We start from the raw sequence: 21889 nt of genomic DNA, 5'->3' as shown, positions 1-21889 counted from the left end.
CTTGTTTAGGTGCGGGCCTGTTCCTAAAGTTCCGGCGGCGCGGCTTCGTCCGCGGCCGGCTGTCCCATGTACTGCTCGAACCAGCCGTTCACCACCCGCTCCACGTCCTCTACCCCGCTTTTCTTCAGGCTGGAGAACATCTGCACGCTGACGTCCGGATAGTCTTTCAGCTCGCTCTTGACCAGGGCCAGCACCTTGGATTGCTCCTGGCGCGACAGTTTGTCGGCTTTGGACAACAGGATATGCACCGGTCGCCGGTTCACCCGGAAGAACTCCAGCATCTTGCGGTCCAGCTCTTTCAAAGGATGGCGCGCGTCCATGATCAACAGCAGACCGATCAGGCTCTGGCGCGACTGCAGATAGCGTCCCAGCAGTTCCACCCAGTGCGCGCGAACCGCTTCAGGCACCTCGGCATAGCCATAACCGGGCAAATCGACTAGAAAACATTCGTTACCCAGCTCAAAAAAATTGATGTGCTGGGTGCGGCCCGGCGTCTTGGACACCCGCGCCAGGCGGCCATGATTGGCCAATGTGTTGATGGCGCTGGACTTGCCGGCATTGGAGCGCCCCACGAAAGCGACCTCCGCTCGGGTAGGCGGCAAGTCCTTCATGTGGTTGACGGTGGTATAAAATCGGGCGTTTTGAAAAGTCGACATAGTAGTAAGGGTGAAATCAGTTGGTATAGAATAGCAGGTTTGAAATTGCCACTTTTACAGATATTTAGGGATAGCCCCTAAAGGAGCGACCATGAAACGTATGATGCTGTTGGCGATGGCGGCTGCAACCCTGGCCGGAAACGCGTTGGCGGCTGCGCCGGTAGCCGTCAAGGCGGACCCGGTGAAGGCCAAACAGATCGTAGAAACGGTTTGCGCGGCTTGCCACGGCACTGACGGCAACAGCGTAGCCGCGGCCAACCCCACGCTGGCGGGTCAGAACGCGCACTATCTGTACACCCAGTTAAAGGCGTTCAAGGCCGGCGTGCGCAAGGACCCGACCATGCTGGGCATGGCCTCCATGTTGTCCGAGGACGATATGCGCAATGTCGCCGCCTACTACAGCGAGCAAAAGCCGAAGGACCGCGAAGCCTCCGACAAGGCGCAAATGCCGCTGGGCGCCAAGATTTACCGCGTCGGCAACGCCGGCACTCAGGTTCCCGCCTGTATGTCCTGCCACGGTCCCGCCGGCAAGGGCCTGCCCGACCAGTATCCGCGTCTGGGCAGCCAGCACGCCGGCTACATCGTCAAGCAGCTGAACGAATTCAAGGGCGGCGCGAACCGCAAGAACGGCCCGATGCAGGACATCGCCAATCGCATGAGCGACGCCGAAATGAAAGCGGTGGCCGAATACATTTCCGGCTTGCGCTAAGCGTTGAGCAGCCCGGCCGCACCGGCCGAGCCTGACGGCCCCTCAGGGGCCGCCCCTGCGGGGGCTCCGCCGCCCGCGCTCCGGGGCGCGCCGGCAACTTTGCCCGGCACGCCGGCTCAAAAGGGAAGACCCGTCCACGGGCTTTCCTTTTTGCACTTTACGCCACTATGAAAAAAACTAGCCGCAACAGCCTGGCTCACGCCTGGTATGAGTTGCTCAGTTCGATGCGATTCGCCATCGGCCTGCTGACCATCTTGGCCATCGCCTCGGTGATCGGGACGGTTCTGAAACAGAACGAACCCTATCCCAACTACGCTTTCGAGTTCGGGCAATTCTGGTTTCAAGCGTTTGAATGGCTAGGCTTGTACGACGTCTACCATTCGGCGTGGTTCCTCACCATCCTCACCTTCCTGGTGCTGTCCACCAGCTTGTGCATTCTGCGCAACGGTCCCGGCTTCATCAAGGACATGCGCGCCTACCGCGAAAAAGCCTCCGACAACTCCCTGGCGGCGATGAAGCACAGCGTCAGCTTCCAGGCCGAAGGCTTCGACGCCGACGCCGCGCGCGCCTATTTGCAGGCGCAAGGCTTCCGCCTCAAGGAGCAGCCTCGCGCCGACGGCGGCCTGGTGCTGGCGGCCAAGAAGGGCGCGGCCGGCAAGCTCGGTTATTTCTTCGCCCACATCGCGCTGGTGGTGATCTGCATCGGCGGCCTGCTGGACGGCAACCTGCCGCTGAAAATCGGCGAGCTCACCGGCCGCGTGGTGCCGGAGACCCGCGACGTGCCGCAAAACCAGATTCCGGCGGCCAGCCGGCTGGGCTCGAACAATCTGTCCTTCCGCGGCAACGTCACCATCGCGGAGAACAAGAGCGCCGACGTCACCTTCCTCAACGCCGGCAACGGCTATCTGGTGCAGGAACTGCCCTTCATCATCACCCTGAAGAAGTTCCACGTCGATTACTACAGCAACGGCATGCCCAAGCTGTTCGCCAGCGACATCGTGGTCACCGACAAGGCCAGCGGCAAAACCACCGAGGCCACGGTCAAGGTCAACCACCCGCTGATCGTCGACGGCATCGCCATCTACCAGTCCAGCTTCGGCGACGGCGCGTCCCCGCTCAAGTTCAAGGCCTGGAATCTGGCCGCGCCGCAAGCGCGTCCGACCGAGATTCCGGCGGTGTCGATGTCCAGCCAGCCGCTGAAAGCCAACGGCAAGGACTACACGCTGGAAGTGGGCGAGCTGCGCGTCTTCAATATCGAAAACATCGGCAAGCCGCAGGAAGGCCAGCGCACGCTGTCGCAGCGCATGCACGACGCGCGCGAGGTCAAACAGGACAAGCAGCTGAAAAACCAGGGCCCGTCGATCAGCTTCAAGCTGCGCGACGCCCAGGGCCAGGCGGTGGAGTTCATGCATTATATGGCGCCCATCCAGCAGGACGGCGCCAGCTATATGATGGCCGGCGTGCGCAAGACCGTGGCCGAACCGTTCCAGTACGTGCGCATCCCCTTGGACGAGGAGATGAGCGTGGAGCGCTTCATGCGCCTGCGCGCCGCCTTGCTGGACCCGGCGCGTTACGACGAGATCGCCCGCCGCGCCGCGCACAAGGCGCTGAAAGGCGACGCCATCAGCCCGGCGATGCAGCAGCAGTTCACCGACAGCGTCAAATGGGTGCTGGCGCGCTTTGGCGACAGCGGCTTCGTCGGCCTGGAGAAATTCCTGGACGACCGCGTGCCGCAGGACAAGCGCCAGGCGGTGGCGCAAACCTATATCAAGATCCTGCAAGGCGCGGTGGTGGACGTGATGTCGGTGGCCGACGAAAAAGCCGGCCTGCCGCCGATGAAGCTGGACAGCGAGCATTACCGCTTCTTGCTGGACAGCCTGGTGGCGGCCAGCTCGCTGCACGACTACGGCGCGCCGGTCTTCCTGCAGCTGGAAGGCTTCGAGCAAGTGCAGGCCTCCGGACTGCAACTGACCCGCTCGCCCGGCAAGACCTTGGTCTATCTGGGCTCGGTGCTGCTGGTTTTCGGCATCATCCTGATGTTCTATGTGCGCGAGCTGCGCCTGTGGGTGCGCGTCAACGGTTCCAAAGTACGGGTCGCGATGACGTCAAACCGGCATAATCGCGATCTGGACGGCGACTTTGCGCGCCATACTCAACTTATCAAACAGCTGGTACGAGGTGCATGATGGAACTGGCTCACGCTTCTTTCTCGCGGCAGCCGCTGCTGAAACGGCTGACCCCGGCCGACTGGCTTTACGCGCTGCTGGTGCTGGCCGCCGCCGGCTACAGCTACGCGCTGTACAACCATTACATGGACGGCTACGAACAGGCCATCCTGGCCGGCTCCGCGCTGGGACTGATCGGCCTGGGCTGGTTCTGGAAAGCCTGGCGCTGGTTCTTCCCGCTGGCCGGCTGTATCTCGCTGCTGGCGATCCAGGTGTATCAGCATGAGCTGGCGCGCGGCCAGACCGCCTTCCTGCTCAAATACATGCTGTCCAGCCAATCCTCCATCATGTGGATGTGCACGCTGTTCTTCCTGGCCGCCTTCTCGTATTGGGCCGGCTTGCTGACCCGCTCCGACACGCTGAACCGCATGGGCAGCGGCCTGACCTGGGCCGCGTCGGTCATGGGCCTCGCCGGCCTGTTCACCCGCTGGTACGAAAGCTATCTGATCAGCTCGGACATCGGCCACATCCCGGTCTCCAACCTCTACGAAGTCTTCGTGCTGTTCACGCTGATCACCGCGCTGATGTATCTGTACTACGAGGCCAAGTACGCGGCGCGCCAGATGGGCGCCTTCGTGCTGCTGGTGATCTGCGCCTCGGTCGGCTTCATCCTGTGGTACACCTTCGACCGCCAGGCCCATGAGATCCAGCCGCTGATCCCGGCGCTGCAATCCTGGTGGATGAAGATACACGTGCCGGCCAACTTCGTCGGCTACGGCGCCTTCGCCATCGCCGCCATGCTCGGCATCGCCGAACTGCTGGCGCTGAAGGGCTGGCTCAAGGACAAGCTGCCGCCGGCCGAAGTGCTGGACGAGGTGATGTACAAGGCCATCGCCGTCGGCTTCCTGTTCTTCACCATCGCCACCATTCTGGGCGCGATGTGGGCCGCCGACGCCTGGGGCGGTTACTGGAGCTGGGACCCGAAGGAAACCTGGGCCTTGATCGTGTGGCTGAACTACGCCGCCTGGCTGCACATCCGCCTGGTCAAGGGCTGGCGCGGCGCGCCGCTGGCATGGTGGGCGGTGGTGGGCTTGTTCGTCACCAGCTTCGCCTTCCTCGGCGTCAATATGTTCCTGGCCGGCCTGCATTCCTACGGCGGCTTGTAAACCGCCTCCCGAGCCACCCCGCCTCGGCGGGGTTTTTTCTTGCCGCCGCGGCCGGGCGCAATGGATTTTTGTTAATCGCGCCCCGACTGTGCTATTTTTACCCCGTTTTTATCTATAAGGAATCTTCGTTTTCATCATGGACGTTTCGTGGCTGTCTGACCCTTCCGCCTGGCTTGGCCTCCTCACGCTGATCATCCTGGAGGTGGTGCTGGGCGTTGACAACCTGATCTTCGTCGCCATCCTGGCGGAAAAGCTCCCCCCGCACCAACGCGACCGCGCCCGCATCACCGGCCTGTCGCTCGCCCTGATTATGCGTCTCGTGCTGCTGGCCAGCATCTCCTGGCTGGTGACGCTGACCTCGCCGCTGTTCCACGTGCTCAGCCAGCCCTTCTCCGGGCGCGATCTCATCATGCTGGGCGGCGGTGTATTCCTGTTGTTCAAAGCCACCACGGAACTGCACGAACGCCTGGAAGGCGTGGATGAAGTGAAGAGCAACGGCCAGAAGGCTTACGCCGCCTTCGGCACCGTCGTCGCCCAGATTCTGGTGCTGGACGCGGTATTCTCCATCGACTCGGTGGTCACCGCCATCGGCATGGCCGAACACCTGCCGGTGATGATGCTGGCCGTCATCGTCGCCATGCTGATGATGATCGCCGCCAGCAAACCGCTGACCGCCTTCGTCAACGCCCACCCCACCGTGGTGATGCTGTGTCTGGGCTTCCTGCTGATGATCGGCTTCAGCCTGGTGGCGGAAGGCTTCGGCTTCCATATTCCCAAGGGCTATCTGTACGCGGCCATCGGCTTCTCGGTGCTGATCGAAGCCTTCAACCAGGTGTCGCAGGCCAATCGCATCCGCTACCTGAACCGCAACCAGTCCTTGCGCGAACGCACCGCCAACGCGGTGCTCAGCCTGATGGGCAGCAAGCTGACCAGCCCCAGCGCCGACGAAGGCAAGGTGGAGGACAGCAAGGACGCCGAGCCGCAGGAAGCTTTCGCCCAGAACGAACGCGCGATGATACACAGCGTGCTGACCCTGGCCGAGCGGCCGATCCGCGTGATCGCCACGCCGCGCGCCGACGTTCACCGCCTGGACCTGAGCCAGAGCCAGGACGCGCAGCGCAAAGTGCTGCGCGACAGTCCTTACTCGCGGCTGGTGGTGATCAAGGACGGCAGCATCGACGAGCCTCAAGGCATCGTCGCGCGCAAGGACTTGCTGACCCAGTTGCTGGACGGCGGCGAAATGAATATCGACGCCGCGCTGCGCCAGCCGCTGGTGCTGCCGGAAACCGTCACCGTGCTCAAGGCGCTGGAGAGCTTCCGCCAGCACTCGGCGGACATGGCCTTCGTGGTCAACGAGTTCGGCAGCCTGGAAGGCATCGTCACCCAGAAGGACTTGATGGAGGCGATCGCCGGCGAGTTTCCGGAGGAACACGAGCGTCACGAACTGCCTGCCATCGTGCCGCAGGCCGACGGCAGCTTCGACGTGGAAGGCAGCCTGGAACTGGTGACGCTGGAGCAGCACATCGTGCTGGGCGACTTCGAAGACGAAGACTTCCACACCGTGGCCGGCCTACTGATGGACTGCCTGGAGCGCATTCCGCGCGAGGGCGATGAAATCACCGTCGGCGAATGGAAGCTGCGCGTCACCGTGCAAAAGGGCAACCGCACTGAACGGGTGCTGATCAGTCCGCTGGCCAATCTGGATGCCAGCATCTAAATCCGCCGACGCGCGGGACACGCAGGGCCGGGCTTCCCCCCGGCCCTGGTTTTTATATGTGCTGCGCTGCCGCGACGGCGCGCTCTACACCGGCGTCACCACCGATGTGGCGCGCCGCTACGCCCAGCACGCCGCCGGCAAGGGCGCGCGCTACACCCGGCTCAACCCGCCGCAGGCGCTGGCCCTGGTGCTGGTCTGCGCAGGCCGCTCCGAGGCGCTGAAGGCCGAATACGCGTTCAAGCGGCTGGACCGCGCCGCCAAACTGGATTTTCTGAACCGCCATGCGCCCGCGGACGGAGATTTCTTAGTTTTCATGTCTAAGCCCGCCGCGGGCAACACAGATTAAACAGCCTTAACAAACACTTGCCCTGCCCCCTTCTAGGATGACATCTGGCAATCATTGCCATCCCAGGAGATCAAGATGAAAACGAACGCTCGCCCCCTGCTGCTGACCGGCCTGCTCGCCGCCAGCCTATTGCTCGCCGCCCAGGCCCGGGCCGAATCCGAATGGCAAAAGGAGCATCCGCGCCGCGAGGAAGTCAATCAGCGCCTGCATCATCAGGACCGCCGCATTCACCGCGAACTGAAGGAAGGCAAGATCAGCCGCGACGAAGCGCGCAAGCTGCACGGCGAAGACCGCGACATCCGCCAGCAGGAGCAGGACATGGCCAAACTCGATCACGGCCACATCACCAAGCAGGAGCAAAAAACGCTGAATCAGGAGGAGAACCAGGTCAGCCAACAGATCAAGAACGGCAACTGATCGCGCCGTCCAAACGAAAAGCCCGCCAAACGGCGGGCTTTTACTTTGACCAGAACCTGACTTAGAACCTGTCTACGATCTGCTGCGCGTCGGCGATACAGCGTTGACCGAGCTCAAAATGCTCATGTACCACCTGTACATTCCGCTTTTTCTCTCGTTTTCGCCTTGTCTCGCCTTAGCTCGCGAGATCGTGAATAGGTTCTTAGTGCTGCAGGATCTTGGACAGGAAGTGACGGGCGCGCTCGGAACGGCCGTCCAGATTGCCGAAGAACTCGTCCTTGTCGCAATCCTCCACGATATGGCCCTGGTCCATGAAGATCACGCGATTGGCCACGCGGCGGGCAAAGCCCATCTCGTGAGTCACGCACATCATGGTCATGCCCTCGTGCGCCAGTTCGGTCATCACGTCCAGCACTTCGTTGATCATCTCCGGGTCCAGCGCGCTGGTGGGCTCGTCGAACAGCATCGCGATCGGATCCATCGCCAGCGCACGCGCAATCGCCACCCGCTGCTGCTGGCCGCCGGACAGCTGGCTGGGAAACTTGTCGGCATGCGCCTTCAGTCCCACCCGGTCCAGCAATTTCAAGCCCTTGTCGCGCGCCTCGTCCTGGCTGCGGCCCAGCACCTTGACCTGGGCGATGGCCAGATTCTCGGTAATGGACAGATGCGGGAACAGTTCGAAGTGCTGGAACACCATGCCCACGCGGCTGCGCAGCTTGGGCAGATCGGTCTTGGGCGCCCCCACCGAAATGCCGTCGACGATGATCTCGCCCTTCTGGAACGGCTCCAGCGCGTTCACGCACTTGATCAGGGTGGATTTGCCGGAGCCGGACGGCCCGCACACCACCACCACCTCGCCCTTGGCGACCTGGGTGGTGCAATCGGTCAGGACCTGGAACTGGCCATACCATTTGCTGACTTGCTTCAGGGAAATCATTGCGCTCATACAGCCAACCTCTTTTGCATACGCTTCACCAGCCGCGAAGCGCCGAAACTGATCACGAAATAGACTGCGCCGGCAAACAGCAGGAACTCATGCGGCAAGCCGACGACGTCGCCCTTGGAGCGGGCGGTGTTGAGAAAATCCATCAAGCCGACAGCGTACACCAGCGAAGTGTCCTGGAACAGGATGATGGACTGTTGCAGCAAGAGCGGCGTCATCTTGCGAAAGGCCTGCGGCAGAATCACCAGACGCATCACCTGGCCGTAATTCATGCCCAGCGCGTAGGCGGCGCCGGCCTGTCCCTTGGGAATGGCCTGGATGCCGGCGCGGACGATCTCGGAGAAATACGCCGCCTCGAACATCACGAAAGCCACCAAGCAGGAAGTGAACGCCCCCACCGGCTCGAAATTGCCGGTGATCCAGTTCAGCAACAGCGGCACCACCAGGTAGAACCAGGAGATCACCAGCAATAGCGGAATCGAACGGAAGTAATTGACGTAGAACTTGGCCAACGGCGCCAGCACCCGGTTGTCGGACAGCCTGGCCAGCGCCAGCAGAGTGCCCAGCACCACGCCGCCCACCACCGCCATCACCAGCAGCTTCAGCGTCAGCTGCATGCCCTGCCACAGTCCCGGCAAGGCCGGGCCGATCTGGCTGAAATCGAAATCCATCATTTGCCCCCCATCATGCCGGGAATGCGCACCCGCTGTTCAATCCAGGCCATCAGCGTCATCAGGCTCATATTGAGCACAAAATAGATGATGGTGGCCAAGGTAAAGGCCTCGAAGATGTTGGCGGAGAACTCCGCGGTCTGCTTGGTCTGCGCCAGCAGTTCCATCAGGCCGATCAGCGAGGCCACCGAGGAGTTCTTGAAAATATTCAGAAACTCGCTGGTCAGCGGCGGAATGATGATGCGGAAAGCCTGCGGCAGCAACACGTGGCGATAGGTTTGCGCCAGGGAGAAACCCATGGCCAGCGAAGCGTTGCGCTGCCCCAGCGGCAAAGCTTCGATGCCGGTGCGCACCTGTTCGCACACCCGCGCCGCGGTGAACAGGCCCAGACACACCACCACCGACAAGAAGGCGGATGTGGCCGGCGCCAGGTCCTGCTTGAACCAGGTCTGCGCGCCCTCGGGCAGCAGGTCCGGGATCAGGAAGTACCAGACGAATAATTGCACCAGCAAGGGCACATTGCGGAACAACTCGACATAGGCGGCGGCGATGCCGGCCACCCAGCGATTCGGCACCGTGCGCATCACGCCCAGCACCGAGCCCAAGGCCAGGGCGATCGCCCAGCCGGCCAGCGCCACGGCGATGGTCCAGCCCAGGCCGGTGACGAACCAGTTCAGATAGATCTCGCTACCCACCCCGGTGGACTTGAAAAACACCATCCAGTCCCAGTGGTAATTCATGCTTCACTCCCACAACGCCAGCCCGCCGGGCGCGCTCATGCGCAGGCGGGCCGCGGCCGGCGCAAACGCCCGGCCACACACAAAGAAAGCGGGTACGGCCGCGCGCCCCGGGCTCCGCGCCAGACAGCGGGGAGGACGGGGCGGCGGCGCGCCAACCGCGACTTACATCTGCTCGGCAGACTTGTCGGTCGGCTTGGCGATCAGCTCCTTGAACTCATCGGACATCGGGAAGTTCAGGTTCAGGCCCTTGGGCGGCACCGGGCTGGTGAACCACTTGGCGTAGATCTTGTTGACCTCGCCGGACTTGAAGGTGTTGCTCAGCGCGGCGTCCACCACCTTCTTGAAGGCGGGGTCTTCCTTGCGCATCATGCAGCCGTAGATCTCGTAGGACTGGGCCTTACCGGTCACCACCCAGTTGGCCGGGCTCTTGGCCTTGGCCATCTCGCCGTAGAGCAGCGCGTCGTCCATCATGAACGCCGCGGCGCGGCCGGACTCCAGCATCAGGAAGGATTCGCCGTGATCCTTGGCCGAGATGATGTTCATGCCCAGCTTCTTGTCGGCGTTCATCGCCTTGATCAGGCGCTCGGAGGTGGTGCCGGCGGTGGTCACCACGTTCTTGCCCTTCAGATCCGGAAAGTCCTTGATGCCCGAGGTCTTGGCGGTCAGCAAACGGGTGCCGATCTCGAAGATGCCCACCGAGAACGCCACTTGCTTCTGACGCTCCACATTATTGGTGGTGGAGCCGCACTCCAGGTCCACGGTGCCGTTCTGCACCAACGGGATGCGGGTCTGCGAGGTCACCAGATTGTACTTGACCTGCAGGTTGGGCATTTTCAGCTCTTTTTTCACCTGCTCGACCACTTTGTTGGCCAAGTCCACCGAGTAGCCCACCGGCTTCTGGTTGTTGTCGTAGTAGGAAAACGGAATGGACGCGTCGCGGTTGCCCAGGACGATCACGCCGGAATCCTTGATCTTCTTCAGGGTGCCGGTCAGTTCGGCTGCCATGGCCGGAGCGGCGCAGAAGGCGCCCAGAGTGGCGGCACAGATCAGGGTGGAGCGAATACGCATGAAGTTTCTCCTTTTTCACTTCCTGTGATAGACAGCCCCCGCCGACAAGGACGGGGACGGACGACTCTTTGTAGTGCGGCGGGCGCTGAACGCCCGCTCGTATTTTTTTACGTTGCCAAAGCCCCGTTACTGACGTTTGGCCTTGTGGCCTTTCGCGCTCAGATAATTGGCCAGGCGGACGTAATCCTCCACCGGCAGATTCTCCGGCCGCAATCCGGGGTCCATTTCCAGCGCGGCGAAACCGTCCGCGTCCAGCAGGCCCTTCAGATTGTTCTTCAGCGTCTTGCGCCGCTGCGAGAACGCCGTGGTCACCACCTGCTCCAGCAGAAGCTCGTCGCTGGCCACGCCGCAGCGGCCCGGCGCCGGAATCATCCGCACCACGGCGGAATCCACCTTCGGCGGCGGCCAGAACGCTTCCGGCGGCACGTGCAGGATATTCTCCATTTCAAAACGGTACTGCAACATCACCGTCAGCCGGCCGTAATCGGCGGTGGACGGCTCCGCCACCATGCGTTCAATCACCTCTTTTTGCAACATGAAATGCATGTCGGTGACTTTCTGGCCGTAAGTGGCCAGATGGAACAGCAAGGGCGTGGAAATATTGTAGGGCAGATTGCCGACGATCTTCAGCTTGCCCTCCGCCACGGAGGCGAAGTCGAAGGCCAGCGCGTCGCCGGCGTGGATGCTCAGACGCTCGGCCGGAAACTCCTTTTGCAGGCGGCTGATGATGTCGCGGTCGATCTCCACCACGTGCAAGTGCTTGAGCGCCGCCAGCAGCGGCTTGGTGATCGCGCCCAGGCCGGGACCGATTTCAATGACGACGTCGTCCGGCTGCGGGTTCACCGCATGCACGATGTTGGCGATGACGCTGGCGTCTTGCAGGAAATTCTGGCCGAAACGCTTGCGCGGAATATGTTTGTTCATGAAATCTGCTAATCAGTGCAAAGAACGGAGAAGCGCCGGGTGATTTGCCGCCGCGCCTCATTGTCGAAGTCAACTCTCAAATTTGGGCCAATTGTCTGCCGATTGTAGGCTGCCCGACAAGAGCTAAAGCCGGACCCGCGCCACAAATCTCACAATACATGCCAAACGCTTGAAAATCAGTGAGGATTTTCCCGAATCGCCGCCGCGGGCCGGGTCAGCCAGCGGCACAGGCCGGCCAGCAGCAGGACCGTCGCGCCCAGCGCCCATTCGCCCGGCAAGGGCAGCGCCGCGAGCCCCGCCGACACGCCGGCGGCGAACAGCATCTGACCGCAGCCCAGCAAGGCGGCGGCGCGGCCGGCGCCCTGGGAAAACGGCGCCATGGCCATGCCGCTGGCCGGCCCCAGCGTCCAGGCGAAGCCCACGCTCAGCACGCCGATCGGCAACATATAATGCCAAGCGCCCGGCTGGCCGGACAGCGCCAGCAGCAATACGCCGGCCAGCAACATGATGTTGAGGCCGTAACGCAACATCGCCTTCTGGCCGAAGCGGCCGATCAGCTTCAGACCCAGGAAGCTGGCCGCCATCACCAAGAGAGCGTTGCCGCCGAACAGCAGGCCGAAGGTGGTGCTGTCCACCCCGCCGCGCTCGATCAGCACCGCCGGCGCCAGCGTCACATAGCTGACGATCAAGGCCAGCGCCGCGCAGCAGCAAGCGCCGTAACGGCGCAGCGCCGGCGTCGCCAGCACCTGGCGCATGCCCATCGCCGGCCCGGCGGCGCTGGAAGCCGCGGGCCGGGTTTCCGGCATTTTCCAGGCCAGCCACGCCGCCGCCAGCACCGCGCTGCCGGCCAGCGCCAGAAAGCAGGACTGCCAGCCCCAGCGCGCGGTCAGCCAGCCGCCCAGCAAGGGTGCCATCGCCGGCACCACGTTCAGCGCGGCGTTGAGCAGGCTGTAGCGCTGGGCCGCCGCGTTGCCGGAGAAGCAATCGCGCACCAGGGTGAACGCGCACACCGAGCTGGCGCTGGCGCCCAGGCCTTGCAGCGCGCGCAGGCCCAGGAAACCGCCCAGGCTGTCGCTGCGGCTGGCCAGATAGGCCGCCGCCGCATACAGCAGCAGGCCGCCCAGAGCCACCGGCTTGCGGCCGATCCGGTCCGCCAGCGGGCCGAACAGCAACTGCCCCAGCCCCAGGCTGAAGATGAACACGCTGAGGCTGATCGCGACGTCGGCCTGGAAATGCCGCTGCATCGCCGGCATCGCCGACAGGTAAAGATCGATGCCCAAGGGATTGAACAGGATCAACAGAATGGCCGCCAAAGTGGCGGCGCGGGCAAACGGGGAAACGCTGGACTTGGGCATCGGGGTATGACGACAGGAGATGGGGAAGCAAGCTGCCATGATACCGGGCAGCGCGCTCCGCCGCAGCAGGCCGCCGGAAAAAAACCCGTCCGCACGCCGCTTCCACGCCTTTAAAAACAGGAAATTGACGCCATTTGAATGGAAACTTGCCGGCCTGAAAACGCCCGGCGTCTGATGGATTCGATGGTTGCGGCATCACGCGTCTGGTAACCTAGACGACGACCGAAAGAACAAATGAGCAGACTATCATGACCGCAAATGACACCCGGATTTACCTGTCTTCCGGCAGCCCGCGCCGCCGCGAAATTCTGGAACAGTTGGGCATGCACCTGGAGCGCATCCACGCCGACATCGACGAATCGGTGCGGCCCGGCGAGTCCGCCGTCGCCTATACCGAACGGCTGGCGCTGTCCAAGGCCGAGGCCGGCTGGCAGGTGGTGGAGTCTTGCGGACTGCCGTCCCGGCCCTTGCTGGCCGCCGACACCACGGTGGCGATGGACGGAGAAATCTTCGGCAAGCCGGAAAACGCCGACGACGCCCGCCGCATGTTGCGTGCCTTCTCCGGCCGCGGCCATCAGGCCATCACCAGCGTGGCGGTGCGCGAAGGCGAACAAGTCAGACTCAAGACCTCGGTGACCGAGGTGTTCTTCCGTCCGCTCAGCGAGCAGGACATCGAGCGCTATCTGGACAGCGGCGAGCCTTTCGACAAGGCCGGCGCTTACGGCATCCAGGGCAAGGCCGGCGTCTTCGTAGAGCGCATCCACGGCAGCCACAGCGGCGTGATGGGCCTGCCTATCTTCGAAACCGCGGCGCTGCTGAGCGAATTCGGCTTTCAGTTTCCATGAGCGCGCGGGGAACCACCATGCTGCATCAATCGATACCCCTGCCGCGCGATCTGCCGCGCCCCAAAGAACAAATCCTGGTCAACATCACCCCGCAGGAAACCCGGGTCGCGGTGTTGGAAGACGCCGTCGTCCAGGAACTGCACGTGGAGCGCGCCGCCAGCCGCGGCATCGTCGGCAACATCTACCTGGGCCAGGTCAAGCGCGTGCTGCCCGGCATGCAGAGCGCCTTCATTGAAATCGGCCTGGAGCGCGCGGCCTTCCTGCACATCGCCGACGTGCTGGAACAACGCCAGCACCCGACCGAGCCGCAACGCATCGAAAAAATGCTGTTCGAAGGCCAGACAGTGCTGGTGCAGGTGATCAAGGACCCGATCGGCACCAAGGGCGCGCGCCTGTCCACTCAGATCTCTCTGGCCGGTCGCTTCCTGGTGCACCTGCCTCAGGAAGAGCACATCGGCGTCTCGCAGAAGATAGACAGCGAAAGCGAGCGCCACAATCTGAAGTCCCGGCTGGAAAAGCTGTTGCCGGCCAATAGCCCGCGCGGCTACATCATCCGCACCAGCGCCGAGACCGCGCGCGACGACGAACTGGCCGCCGACATCGACTACCTGTCCAAGCTGTGGTCCGACATCCGCCACAAGTCCCAGCACCTGCCGGCGCAAAGCCTGCTCTACGAGGACCTGCCGCTGGCGGTGCGCGTGCTGCGCGACATGGTCAGCGACTTCACCGACAAGGTGGTGGTGGATTCCACCGAGAACTACAGCCGCATGGTGGAGTTCGCCGAGCAATACGTGCAGATCGCCGTGGACAAGATCGAGCGCTACAGCGGCGAACGCCCGCTGTTCGAGCTGCACGGCATCGAAGCCGAGATCGACAAGGCGCTGGCGCGCCGCGTCAACCTCAAGTTCGGCGGCTATCTGATCATCGACCAGACCGAAGCGATGACCACGATAGACGTCAACACCGGCGGCTTCGTCGGCAACCGCAATTTCGACGAAACCATCTTCAAGACCAATCTGGAGGCCACCCAGACCATCGCCCGGCAACTGCGGCTGCGCAATCTGGGCGGCATCATCATCGTCGACTTCATCGACATGGACAACGACGAGCACCAGTCCGCGGTGCTGGCGGAGCTGGCCAAGGCGATGGCGCGCGACCGCACCCGCGTCACCCTCAACGGCTTCACCAGCCTGGGCCTGGTGGAAATCACCCGCAAGCGCACCCGCGAAAGCCTGGCCCACGTGTTGTGCGAACCCTGCCCCACCTGCCAGGGCCGCGGCGAGATCAAGACCGCGCAAACCGTGTGCTACGAGATCCAGCGCGAGATCGTGCGCGAGGCGCGCCAGTTCGACGCCAAAGGCTACCGCATCCTGGCCGCGCAATCGGTGATCGACATGTTCATAGACGAGGAATCGCAAAGCCTGGCGATGCTGATCGACTTCATCGGCAAGCCGATCTCGCTGTCGGTGGAAGCCACTTACACCCAGGAACAATTCGACGTCGTCCTGTTGTAAGCCGCGCATGCCATCCCGCCCGCCCCGTCCGGCGGCCCGGCTGCCGCGCCAGTTGTCCCGCGCGGCGCTGGGCCTGCTGGCCCTGATCGCCCTCTATCTGCTCGCCGCGCTGACCCTGGGCCTGTTGCCGGTCAACCGGGACTGGCGGCCGGCCGAGTCCGGCATACCGGTCTACCTGGACAGCAACGGCGTGCACGCCGGCCTGCTGCTGCCCCGCCGCGCCCCGGGCATGGACTGGGACGAGACCTTTTCCCCGCGCCATCCGCGGACCGGGGCCAATCTGGACAAACTGCCCTATGTGGGCATAGGCTGGGGCAGCCGCAGCTTTTACCTGGAAACGCGGAACTGGTCCGACCTCACCCCAGGCAAGGCGCTCTACGCGCTGTCCGGGCTGGACGGCGCCGTGCTGCACGTGGAATACCTGCCGACGCCGCGCGAAGGCGCCGCCACCCGGCGCCTGCTGCTCGCGCCGGAACAATACCGGCGGCTGACCGGCTTCATCCAGGCCGCCGTCGCCCGCGACGCGGCCGGCCAGGCCCTGTGGATGCCGGGCTATCATTATCATGATCAGGACGCGTTTTACCTGGCCAACGGCCGCTACAGCCCGTTGACCACCTGCAACCAGTGGGTGCGCGACGCGCTGGCCGCCAGCGGCGCGCGCACCGCCTGGTGGTCCCCGTTCGACCGCGCACTATTCTGGCAATTGAAAGACCGCTGAGGCGCGCCGCCCCAGCGCAAGGGAGTTTCGCAAAATGAACGAAGCAAACGGCGACCCGCTCTGGTCCGCCATCCGGCGGGAAGCCGAACAAGCCGCGCAAGACGAGCCCATGCTGGCCAGTTTCCTGCACATGACCGTGCTGCGCCACACCACCCTGGAAGACGTGCTGGCCTTCCACCTGTCCAGCAAGCTCGCCAGCCCGGTGATGGACGCCCGCGCGCTGATGGAATTGTTCCGCGAGGCGCTGGACGCCGATCCGGCCATCAGCGCCGCCGCCCGCGCCGACATCAGCGCCTGTTTCGACCGCGACCCGGCCTGCGACAACTACTCCACCCCGCTGCTTTACTTCAAGGGCTTCCACGCCATCCAGTGCCAGCGCATCACCCACTGGCTGTGGCGGGAGGAGCGCAAAACCCTGGCGCTCTTTCTGCAGAACCGCATCTCCGAAGTCACCGGCGCCGACATCCACCCGGCCGCGCGCATCGGCCAGGGCGTGATGCTGGACCACGGCACCGGCGTGGTGGTGGGCGAAACCGCCGTCATCGGCGACAACGTCTCGCTGCTGCAGGGCGTGACCCTGGGCGGCACCGGCAAGGAACACGGCGACCGCCATCCCAAGATCGCCGACGGCGTGCTGATCGGCGCCAACACCTCCATTCTCGGCAACATCCTGGTGGGCGCCTGCGCCAAGATAGGCGCCGGCAGCGTGGTGCTGGAAGACGTGCCGGCCCACACCACCGTGGTCGGCGTGCCCGCCCGCGTGGTGGCCCGCGCCGAAGGCACCCCGGCGCTGGACATGGACCAGCGCGTATGAACGCGGAGCGGGTTCACCTCGCCGTCGGCGACTCCGCCGCCGGCATGCTGAACGCGCTGCGGCGCGACGGCCTGCTGGACGGCGAGGTCCTGCCCTTCATCGAAGACCTGAGCGCCGGGCCGCTGCTGGACGCCGACGCCATCGATCAAGGCCTGCGCCTGGCCTGGCATCAGCAACTGCTGCAGGCCCAGCCCTGGCTGCCGGAATACGAGGACGATTGGCTGCGCCGGCATCAAGCCGGCCGCAAAGCGCTGCTGCGGCTGCTGGAGCGGCCGCGGCCGCTCACCGTCTGGCAAGGCCGCAACGCCGGCGACCGCCTGGCGCTGGCGCTGCTGGCCGAGCAACTGCCGGCGGACTGCCCGTTGACCGTCTGCGCCGCGCCGGAGCCCGTCTGGCAGGCCGGCGACGAGATGGCGGAATGGAGCATGGCCATGCTGCCGCTGGAACGGCTGGCGGATTGCCGGCGGCGGGAGCGCCCGCTGGCGGCCGACGAACGCCAGGCGCTGGCCTCGCAATGGCGCCGCTGGCGCGAACACGGCCAAGGCCTGCGCCGCCTGCAAGACGATGACGTCGTCGAAGCGCCGCTGGACCGCTACGACGCGCTGCTGCTGGAACTGAGCGGCGAGCAGCCGCGCGCGGTGTCCCGCCTGGTCGGCGACGCCCTCGTCCACATCCGGGAAGCGCTGCTGTCCTCCGACATCCTGTTCTGGCGCGTCCAGCAGTTGCTGCGCGCGGGCCGGCTCCGCGCCGACACCACGGCCGGCGGCGGCTCCTCGCCCTTCATCCGCGCCGGCGGCTGAACCGACGTTGCCGCGACGCGACACCCCCGCGGCCCGCGCTTGGTGATGCCGGGAGCCGCGGGTAAAATCCCAGCCCTCGGCGCCTGCCCCGCCATTGAATGGCAGCGTCCTGCAATCCTCAGGAACCCCACCCCATGAATGTCAGAGTTGTCGACTACCACGCGCCGGACGCGGCGGAACAATTCACCCGCTCCCTGCACGAAACCGGCTTCGGCGTGCTGGTCAACCATCCGATCCCGCAAAGCCTGGTGGAAAAGATCTACGCCGACTGGCTGGCCTTCTTCAACAGCCAGACCAAATACGACTACGCCTTTTCCATGGAACGTCAGGACGGCTGGTTCTCCCCGGAGGTATCGGAAACCGCCAAGGGCGCAAGCCTGAAAGACATCAAGGAATACTTCCACATCTACCCCTGGGGCCGCGTGCCGCCGGAACTCAAGGCCGACGCCGACCACTACTACGCCGTCGCCAACCAGCTGGCGCAGGAGCTGCTGTCCTGGGTGCAGCAATACACCCCGGCCCATATCGCCGCCAGCTACACCGAGCCGCTGTCCCACATGATCGCCGACAGCCAGAAAACCCTGCTGCGCGTGCTGCGCTATCCGCCGCTCACCGGCCAGGAGCCGGCCGGCTCGCTGCGCGCCGCCGCCCACGGCGACATCAATCTGCTGACCATCCTGCCCGCCGCCAACGAGCCCGGCCTGCAAGTGCAGGACAAGCAAGGCGAATGGCTGGATGTGCCCTGTGATTTCGGCACCCTGGTGGTCAATATCGGCGACATGCTGCAAGAGGCTTCCGGCGGCTACTATCCGTCCACCCAACACCGCGTGGTCAACCCCAGCGGCGAAGGCGCGACCAAGAGCCGCATCTCGCTGCCGCTCTTCCTGCACCCGCGTCCGGAAGTGGTGCTGTCCGAACGCTATACCGCGGACAGCTATCTGAACGAGCGCCTGCGCGAACTGGGCGTCAAGATGTAAGAACCGCCGCGCGTCGCGCGGCGTAACCCGGTGGGTGCGGCTTCGCAGCCTCATCCATCGTCCCCTTGCCGCAACGCCTTGTCTCGTCTGCGCTCGCGCGATCGTGAACTGACGGCAAACCCCTCGCAGCGGCGGCTTCCCACCGCCGCTGGCGGCCATCCGCAATCAAATCCAAAAATTCATTAGTAAAATGCTATCGCTCTGAGCAAAATATTCAACTGGCCCACTCAAATGATAATGACTATCATTCAATAAATACTCAACGTGGAGCCCTGCCATGCTCAAGACCATTACTTTCGCCATCTGCCACTTCACCGTCGCCTTCAGCGTGGCTTATCTGCTGACCGGCAATATCGGCGTCTCCAGCCTGCTGGCCCTGGTGGAACCGCTGGTCAACACCGTAGCCTATTACTTCCACGAGAAGGTGTGGGACCGCATCCGCGGCCGCAAGGCCCAAGCCGCCGAAACTGGCGCCGCCGGACACAACGCCCTGTTCCATCAGCACTGACGCCAACGGCGCCGCGCCTCTGTCCGGGCGCGGCCTTGCTCTCACGGCGCTTCGTCCCGCTCCATGCCAATTAATTTCTGTATTGACAGAAATTTCGGAAACAACTATCGTAAGCACCATGGAACTGACACCCGTATCCCAACGCTTCGTGCTGCACTGGGGCGAAATGGGCACCCGCTGGGGCGTGAACCGCACCGTCGCTCAAATACACGCGCTGCTCTTCATCACCGGCCGCCCGCTGAACGCCGAAGAACTGGCCGACACCCTCAACGTGGCTCGCTCCAACATCAGCAACAGCCTGAAAGAGCTGCAGAACTGGCAGCTGATCCGCATCGTGCACGTGCTGGGCGACCGCCGCGACCACTTTGAAACTTCGGGCGACGTTTGGGAACTGTTCCGCATCATCGTGGCGGAGCGGCAGCGCCGTGAAATCGAGCCCACCCTGCTGGTGCTGAAGGAATGCATGGACAGCCCGGACTTCCAGCAGGAGAGCCCGCTGGCGCAGGAACGCATCCGCAACACCTGGCAGTTCATGGACACTCTCACCTCCTGGACTCGGGAAATGCTGCGCCTGTCCACCGCCACGCTGAGCCGGGTGCTGAAGATGGGCGCCAGCATTCAGAAACTGCTGGGACGGGATAAATAAGTTCGCCGCGCACGCGGGCGGCGCCGGGCGGCCTTGCGCCGCCGGAAACCCCGCGCATTTTTTTGTCATCACATTTCTGTTTTGACAGAAATTTCAGAAACAAAGGAGAACACCATGAGCGGATTCATCACCAGCATGATCATCGTCCCCCTGCTGTGCAGCCTGCTGTGCTGGTGGCTGCTGGCCGGCCCCTTGCGGCAAGTGACCCAGGCCCTGTGCGAGCACGGCGCGGGCGGCCCGTTCTGGCAGCGCGCCTTCTTGATCCTGATCCTGGCCGGACCGCTGCTGGCCGTGCTGCTGTTCGCGCCGGACGCCCCTTCCGCCTCTCTATGGCTGGACATCCGCGCCATCCTGATGTGGGCGCTGCTGGGCGTGGTAGCGCAGTTGCTGGTGCTGCTGCGCCTGGTCTGGCGACAGGTGGCGCCGCGCCCCGTCCCGCGTCAGGCCCAGCCCCTGCCCGCCGCGCCTCAGGAGACCGCGCAATGAAGATACTGCTCTTGGGCGGCGGCGGCTTCATCGGACGGCCGCTGCGCCAGCGGCTGGAACGGGACGGGCACCAAGTCAGCGCGCCCTCGCGCCGGCAGCTGGACCTGCGCCAGCCGCGCGCCGACTGGCGTCAATGGCTGGAAGGCGTCGACACGGTGGTCAACGCCGCCGGCCAGTTGCTGGACCGCCCAGCCGGCGCGCTGGAAGCCGTTCATCATCTGGGACCGCTGCAGTTGGCCAGCATGGCCTATCAAGCCGATGTGCGCCGCTGGGTGCAACTGTCGGCGCTGGGCGCGGATCCGCAGGCCGCCACCCCGTTCCTGGCCGGCAAGGGCAGCGGCGACGCCGCCCTGCTGGCCAGCGGCCTGGAAGCCCGCATCGCGCGGCCCTCGCTGATCTACGGCCCGCAAGGCGCCAGCAGCCGGCTATTGCTGCAACTGGCGCGGCTGCCCCTGTGGCTGCTGCCCGACGGCGGCAATCAGCGCATCCAGCCGCTGGCGCTGGACGACGCGGTGGAGGGGCTGGCGCGGCTGGCCTTGGCCGACGACGCGCCGGAAGGCGTCGTCGAGTTCGTCGGCGCCGAGGCGCTGACCCTGGCCGACTACCTGCGCCAGCTGCGTCGATTGCAAGGACTGAACGCCCCGGCCTACATCCTCAACCTGCCGCCCCAGGCCAGCCGGACGCTGGCGGCCTTGGCCGAACGCTGGCCGTCCAGCCTGATCAGCCGCGACACCCTGGAGATGCTGAACCACGGCAGCTGCGGCGACCCGTCCGCCCTCGGCGCGCTGCTGCAACGCGCGCCGCTGGCCAGCGGCCAATTCCGGGAAGCGCCATGACGCCCTCCACACGCAACATCGAATACGCGTTGGCGGCGCTGTGGCTGTGGAGCGGCCTACAGCCGCCGCTCAGCGCCTGGGACGCGTCCGTCGCCATGCTGCAGCGGCTGCCCTTGCCCGCCGACTGGGCCGCGCCGCTCTTCCTCGCCGCCTGCGGCCTGGACCTCGTCTTCGGCCTGCTGACGCTGGGACGCCCCTGCCGCGCCTTGTGGCGGGCCCAAGCCGCCGTCGTCGCCGGTTACAGCCTGACGCTGGCACTCTGGCTGCCGGAGAACTGGCTGCATCCGTTCGCCCCCTTAGTGAAAAACCTGCCCATCCTGGCCATGCTGCTGTGGCTGGGCGCCCGCCGGGAGACTTCCGCATGAACGCCTATCTCGTGGTCAAAACCCTGCACATCCTGTCCGCCACCCTGATGGTGGGCACCGGCTTCGGCTCCGCCTTCTACCTGTTCTTCGCCAACCGCGGCCGCCAGACCGCGGCCCAGGCCGAAGTGGCGCGGCTGGTGGTGCGCGCCGACTGGTGGTTCACCACGCCGGCGGTGATCTTTCAACCGCTATCCGGCCTGTGGCTGGCGCGGCAGGCCGGCTGGCCGCTCGCCAGCGGCTGGCTGCTCGCCTCCATCGGCCTGTTCCTGTTCGCCGGCCTGTGCTGGCTGCCGGTGCTGCGGCTGCAAACCCGCATGGCGGCGATGGCGCGCGCCGCCGTCGCCGCCGGCCAGCCGCTGCCCGCGCGCTACTGGCGCTACGCCCGCTACTGGGAATGCCTGGGCTATCCGGCCTTCCTGGTCATGCTTACGACATACTTTCTAATGGTGATAAAACCGGGAGCTTGAGCAGGAATAAGGATAGAATGTTTGGTTTTTTATTAT

General features: G+C 64.4%; 25 protein-coding genes. 18 read left to right on the top strand and 7 right to left on the bottom strand.

Features of this window, described 5'->3' with window-relative positions; all coding sequences use genetic code 11:
- Positions 1–23: 23 nt before the first annotated feature.
- Positions 24–656: a ribosome biogenesis GTP-binding protein YihA/YsxC gene (gene yihA / locus AB1Z25_RS00405; protein ID WP_107797785.1), complete on the bottom strand. Its 633-nt coding sequence runs from the start codon at positions 654–656 to the stop codon at positions 24–26.
- 91 nt (positions 657–747) lie between these two features.
- Here yihA and AB1Z25_RS00400 point away from each other — a divergent pair, with 91 nt between their 5' ends.
- The 6 genes from AB1Z25_RS00400 (at position 748) to AB1Z25_RS00375 (ending at position 7176) form a co-directional block, all read left to right on the top strand.
- A complete protein-coding gene (locus AB1Z25_RS00400) occupies positions 748–1365 on the top strand; it encodes a c-type cytochrome (protein WP_107797784.1) in 618 nt (205 codons plus the stop codon).
- Between the two features lie 167 nt (positions 1366–1532).
- Positions 1533–3551: a cytochrome c biogenesis protein ResB gene (locus tag AB1Z25_RS00395; protein WP_107797783.1), complete on the top strand. Its 2019-nt coding sequence runs from the start codon at positions 1533–1535 to the stop codon at positions 3549–3551.
- The gene (gene ccsB / locus AB1Z25_RS00390; RefSeq protein ID WP_486636371.1) at positions 3551–4696 is read left to right on the top strand and encodes a c-type cytochrome biogenesis protein CcsB; all 1146 of its coding nucleotides are present in this window, start codon (positions 3551–3553) and stop codon (positions 4694–4696) included. Before AB1Z25_RS00395 ends, ccsB begins: the two co-directional genes overlap by 1 nt.
- A 136-nt stretch (positions 4697–4832) precedes the next feature.
- Positions 4833–6413: a TerC family protein gene (locus AB1Z25_RS00385; protein ID WP_227106442.1), complete on the top strand. Its 1581-nt coding sequence runs from the start codon at positions 4833–4835 to the stop codon at positions 6411–6413.
- Complete coding sequence (locus AB1Z25_RS00380) at positions 6400–6759, top strand: GIY-YIG nuclease family protein (protein WP_227106440.1); 360 nt, start codon at positions 6400–6402, stop codon at positions 6757–6759. The genes AB1Z25_RS00385 and AB1Z25_RS00380 overlap by 14 nt, the downstream gene beginning before the upstream one ends.
- 75 nt (positions 6760–6834) lie before the next feature.
- Positions 6835–7176 carry a hypothetical protein gene (locus AB1Z25_RS00375; RefSeq protein ID WP_199225780.1) on the top strand — a complete coding sequence of 114 codons (342 nt, stop codon included), beginning with the start codon at positions 6835–6837 and terminating at the stop codon, positions 7174–7176.
- A gap of 202 nt (positions 7177–7378) precedes the next feature.
- Here AB1Z25_RS00375 and AB1Z25_RS00370 read toward each other — a convergent pair whose 3' ends face one another.
- The 6 genes from AB1Z25_RS00370 to AB1Z25_RS00345 all read right to left on the bottom strand — a co-directional run bounded on the left by AB1Z25_RS00370 (position 7379) and on the right by AB1Z25_RS00345 (position 12877).
- Positions 7379–8113 carry an amino acid ABC transporter ATP-binding protein gene (locus AB1Z25_RS00370; RefSeq protein ID WP_107797780.1) on the bottom strand — a complete coding sequence of 245 codons (735 nt, stop codon included), beginning with the start codon at positions 8111–8113 and terminating at the stop codon, positions 7379–7381.
- 5 nt (positions 8114–8118) lie between these two features.
- The gene (locus AB1Z25_RS00365) at positions 8119–8793 is read right to left on the bottom strand and encodes an amino acid ABC transporter permease (protein WP_107797779.1); all 675 of its coding nucleotides are present in this window, start codon (positions 8791–8793) and stop codon (positions 8119–8121) included.
- A complete protein-coding gene (locus tag AB1Z25_RS00360; protein WP_227106438.1) occupies positions 8790–9530 on the bottom strand; it encodes an amino acid ABC transporter permease in 741 nt (246 codons plus the stop codon). Before AB1Z25_RS00360 ends, AB1Z25_RS00365 begins: the two co-directional genes overlap by 4 nt.
- Positions 9531–9692: 162 nt before the next feature.
- The gene (locus AB1Z25_RS00355; protein WP_019102383.1) at positions 9693–10598 is read right to left on the bottom strand and encodes a glutamate/aspartate ABC transporter substrate-binding protein; all 906 of its coding nucleotides are present in this window, start codon (positions 10596–10598) and stop codon (positions 9693–9695) included.
- Between the two features lie 126 nt (positions 10599–10724).
- Positions 10725–11522 carry a 16S rRNA (adenine(1518)-N(6)/adenine(1519)-N(6))-dimethyltransferase RsmA gene (gene rsmA / locus AB1Z25_RS00350; protein ID WP_227106436.1) on the bottom strand — a complete coding sequence of 266 codons (798 nt, stop codon included), beginning with the start codon at positions 11520–11522 and terminating at the stop codon, positions 10725–10727.
- A 176-nt stretch (positions 11523–11698) separates the two neighbouring features.
- The gene (locus AB1Z25_RS00345) at positions 11699–12877 is read right to left on the bottom strand and encodes a multidrug effflux MFS transporter (RefSeq protein ID WP_253313540.1); all 1179 of its coding nucleotides are present in this window, start codon (positions 12875–12877) and stop codon (positions 11699–11701) included.
- Positions 12878–13125: 248 nt separating this feature from the next.
- Between AB1Z25_RS00345 and AB1Z25_RS00340 the strand changes: the two genes are divergently transcribed.
- From AB1Z25_RS00340 to AB1Z25_RS00285, 12 genes are all read left to right on the top strand, one after another.
- A complete protein-coding gene (locus tag AB1Z25_RS00340) occupies positions 13126–13722 on the top strand; it encodes a Maf family protein (protein WP_107797774.1) in 597 nt (198 codons plus the stop codon).
- Positions 13723–13739: 17 nt separating this feature from the next.
- A complete protein-coding gene (gene rng, locus AB1Z25_RS00335) occupies positions 13740–15236 on the top strand; it encodes a ribonuclease G (RefSeq protein WP_048413615.1) in 1497 nt (498 codons plus the stop codon).
- Between the two features lie 7 nt (positions 15237–15243).
- Complete coding sequence (locus tag AB1Z25_RS00330; RefSeq protein WP_486636370.1) at positions 15244–15954, top strand: TIGR02117 family protein; 711 nt, start codon at positions 15244–15246, stop codon at positions 15952–15954.
- Positions 15955–15988: 34 nt separating this feature from the next.
- Positions 15989–16768 carry a serine O-acetyltransferase gene (cysE, locus tag AB1Z25_RS00325; RefSeq protein ID WP_107797772.1) on the top strand — a complete coding sequence of 260 codons (780 nt, stop codon included), beginning with the start codon at positions 15989–15991 and terminating at the stop codon, positions 16766–16768.
- Entirely contained in the window at positions 16765–17568 is an 804-nt protein-coding gene (locus AB1Z25_RS00320; RefSeq protein WP_486636369.1) for a DUF3658 domain-containing protein, read from the top strand. Before cysE ends, AB1Z25_RS00320 begins: the two co-directional genes overlap by 4 nt.
- Positions 17569–17702: 134 nt before the next feature.
- On the top strand, positions 17703–18545 hold the full coding sequence (locus tag AB1Z25_RS00315; RefSeq protein ID WP_107797770.1) for an isopenicillin N synthase family dioxygenase: 843 nt from the start codon (positions 17703–17705) through the stop codon (positions 18543–18545).
- Positions 18546–18822: 277 nt separating this feature from the next.
- Positions 18823–19053: a DUF2061 domain-containing protein gene (locus tag AB1Z25_RS00310; protein WP_019102374.1), complete on the top strand. Its 231-nt coding sequence runs from the start codon at positions 18823–18825 to the stop codon at positions 19051–19053.
- 118 nt (positions 19054–19171) lie between these two features.
- Positions 19172–19699, top strand: a complete 528-nt coding sequence (locus AB1Z25_RS00305) for a GbsR/MarR family transcriptional regulator (protein ID WP_107797769.1) — start codon at positions 19172–19174, stop codon at positions 19697–19699.
- Positions 19700–19813: 114 nt separating this feature from the next.
- Positions 19814–20185, top strand: a complete 372-nt coding sequence (locus tag AB1Z25_RS00300) for a hypothetical protein (RefSeq protein ID WP_486636368.1) — start codon at positions 19814–19816, stop codon at positions 20183–20185.
- Entirely contained in the window at positions 20182–21021 is an 840-nt protein-coding gene (locus tag AB1Z25_RS00295) for an NAD-dependent epimerase/dehydratase family protein (RefSeq protein WP_486636367.1), read from the top strand. The genes AB1Z25_RS00300 and AB1Z25_RS00295 overlap by 4 nt, the downstream gene beginning before the upstream one ends.
- Complete coding sequence (locus tag AB1Z25_RS00290; protein ID WP_474455394.1) at positions 21018–21386, top strand: DoxX-like family protein; 369 nt, start codon at positions 21018–21020, stop codon at positions 21384–21386. Before AB1Z25_RS00295 ends, AB1Z25_RS00290 begins: the two co-directional genes overlap by 4 nt.
- Positions 21383–21853, top strand: a complete 471-nt coding sequence (locus tag AB1Z25_RS00285; protein ID WP_486636366.1) for a DUF2269 family protein — start codon at positions 21383–21385, stop codon at positions 21851–21853. The genes AB1Z25_RS00290 and AB1Z25_RS00285 overlap by 4 nt, the downstream gene beginning before the upstream one ends.
- The last annotated feature ends 36 nt before the right edge of the window (positions 21854–21889 follow it).

Source organism: Chromobacterium sp. HL1 (assembly GCF_057418835.1).
Note: the sequence above shows the minus strand (reverse complement) of the source record. Positions and strands in the feature narration are given on the sequence as shown.

Bases quoted from the DNA above. Each gene is read 5' to 3' on its own strand.
- rsmA (WP_227106436.1), bottom strand. From the start codon at position 11,522: ATGAACAAACATATTCCGCGCAAGCGTTTCGGCCAGAATTTCCTGCAA.
- AB1Z25_RS00285 (WP_486636366.1), top strand. From the start codon at position 21,383: ATGAACGCCTATCTCGTGGTCAAAACCCTGCACATCCTGTCCGCCACC.
- AB1Z25_RS00360 (WP_227106438.1), bottom strand. From the start codon at position 9,530: ATGAATTACCACTGGGACTGGATGGTGTTTTTCAAGTCCACCGGGGTG.
- AB1Z25_RS00295 (WP_486636367.1), top strand. From the start codon at position 20,182: ATGAAGATACTGCTCTTGGGCGGCGGCGGCTTCATCGGACGGCCGCTG.
- AB1Z25_RS00380 (WP_227106440.1), top strand. From the start codon at position 6,400: ATGCCAGCATCTAAATCCGCCGACGCGCGGGACACGCAGGGCCGGGCT.
- AB1Z25_RS00315 (WP_107797770.1), top strand. From the start codon at position 17,703: ATGAATGTCAGAGTTGTCGACTACCACGCGCCGGACGCGGCGGAACAA.
- AB1Z25_RS00355 (WP_019102383.1), bottom strand. From the start codon at position 10,598: ATGCGTATTCGCTCCACCCTGATCTGTGCCGCCACTCTGGGCGCCTTC.
- AB1Z25_RS00305 (WP_107797769.1), top strand. From the start codon at position 19,172: ATGGAACTGACACCCGTATCCCAACGCTTCGTGCTGCACTGGGGCGAA.
- cysE (WP_107797772.1), top strand. From the start codon at position 15,989: ATGAACGAAGCAAACGGCGACCCGCTCTGGTCCGCCATCCGGCGGGAA.
- AB1Z25_RS00365 (WP_107797779.1), bottom strand. From the start codon at position 8,793: ATGATGGATTTCGATTTCAGCCAGATCGGCCCGGCCTTGCCGGGACTG.
- AB1Z25_RS00375 (WP_199225780.1), top strand. From the start codon at position 6,835: ATGAAAACGAACGCTCGCCCCCTGCTGCTGACCGGCCTGCTCGCCGCC.
- yihA (WP_107797785.1), bottom strand. From the start codon at position 656: ATGTCGACTTTTCAAAACGCCCGATTTTATACCACCGTCAACCACATG.
- AB1Z25_RS00290 (WP_474455394.1), top strand. From the start codon at position 21,018: ATGACGCCCTCCACACGCAACATCGAATACGCGTTGGCGGCGCTGTGG.
- AB1Z25_RS00300 (WP_486636368.1), top strand. From the start codon at position 19,814: ATGAGCGGATTCATCACCAGCATGATCATCGTCCCCCTGCTGTGCAGC.
- ccsB (WP_486636371.1), top strand. From the start codon at position 3,551: ATGGAACTGGCTCACGCTTCTTTCTCGCGGCAGCCGCTGCTGAAACGG.
- AB1Z25_RS00345 (WP_253313540.1), bottom strand. From the start codon at position 12,877: ATGCCCAAGTCCAGCGTTTCCCCGTTTGCCCGCGCCGCCACTTTGGCG.
- AB1Z25_RS00370 (WP_107797780.1), bottom strand. From the start codon at position 8,113: ATGATTTCCCTGAAGCAAGTCAGCAAATGGTATGGCCAGTTCCAGGTC.
- AB1Z25_RS00340 (WP_107797774.1), top strand. From the start codon at position 13,126: ATGACCGCAAATGACACCCGGATTTACCTGTCTTCCGGCAGCCCGCGC.
- AB1Z25_RS00400 (WP_107797784.1), top strand. From the start codon at position 748: ATGAAACGTATGATGCTGTTGGCGATGGCGGCTGCAACCCTGGCCGGA.
- AB1Z25_RS00395 (WP_107797783.1), top strand. From the start codon at position 1,533: ATGAAAAAAACTAGCCGCAACAGCCTGGCTCACGCCTGGTATGAGTTG.
- AB1Z25_RS00330 (WP_486636370.1), top strand. From the start codon at position 15,244: ATGCCATCCCGCCCGCCCCGTCCGGCGGCCCGGCTGCCGCGCCAGTTG.
- AB1Z25_RS00310 (WP_019102374.1), top strand. From the start codon at position 18,823: ATGCTCAAGACCATTACTTTCGCCATCTGCCACTTCACCGTCGCCTTC.
- rng (WP_048413615.1), top strand. From the start codon at position 13,740: ATGCTGCATCAATCGATACCCCTGCCGCGCGATCTGCCGCGCCCCAAA.
- AB1Z25_RS00320 (WP_486636369.1), top strand. From the start codon at position 16,765: ATGAACGCGGAGCGGGTTCACCTCGCCGTCGGCGACTCCGCCGCCGGC.
- AB1Z25_RS00385 (WP_227106442.1), top strand. From the start codon at position 4,833: ATGGACGTTTCGTGGCTGTCTGACCCTTCCGCCTGGCTTGGCCTCCTC.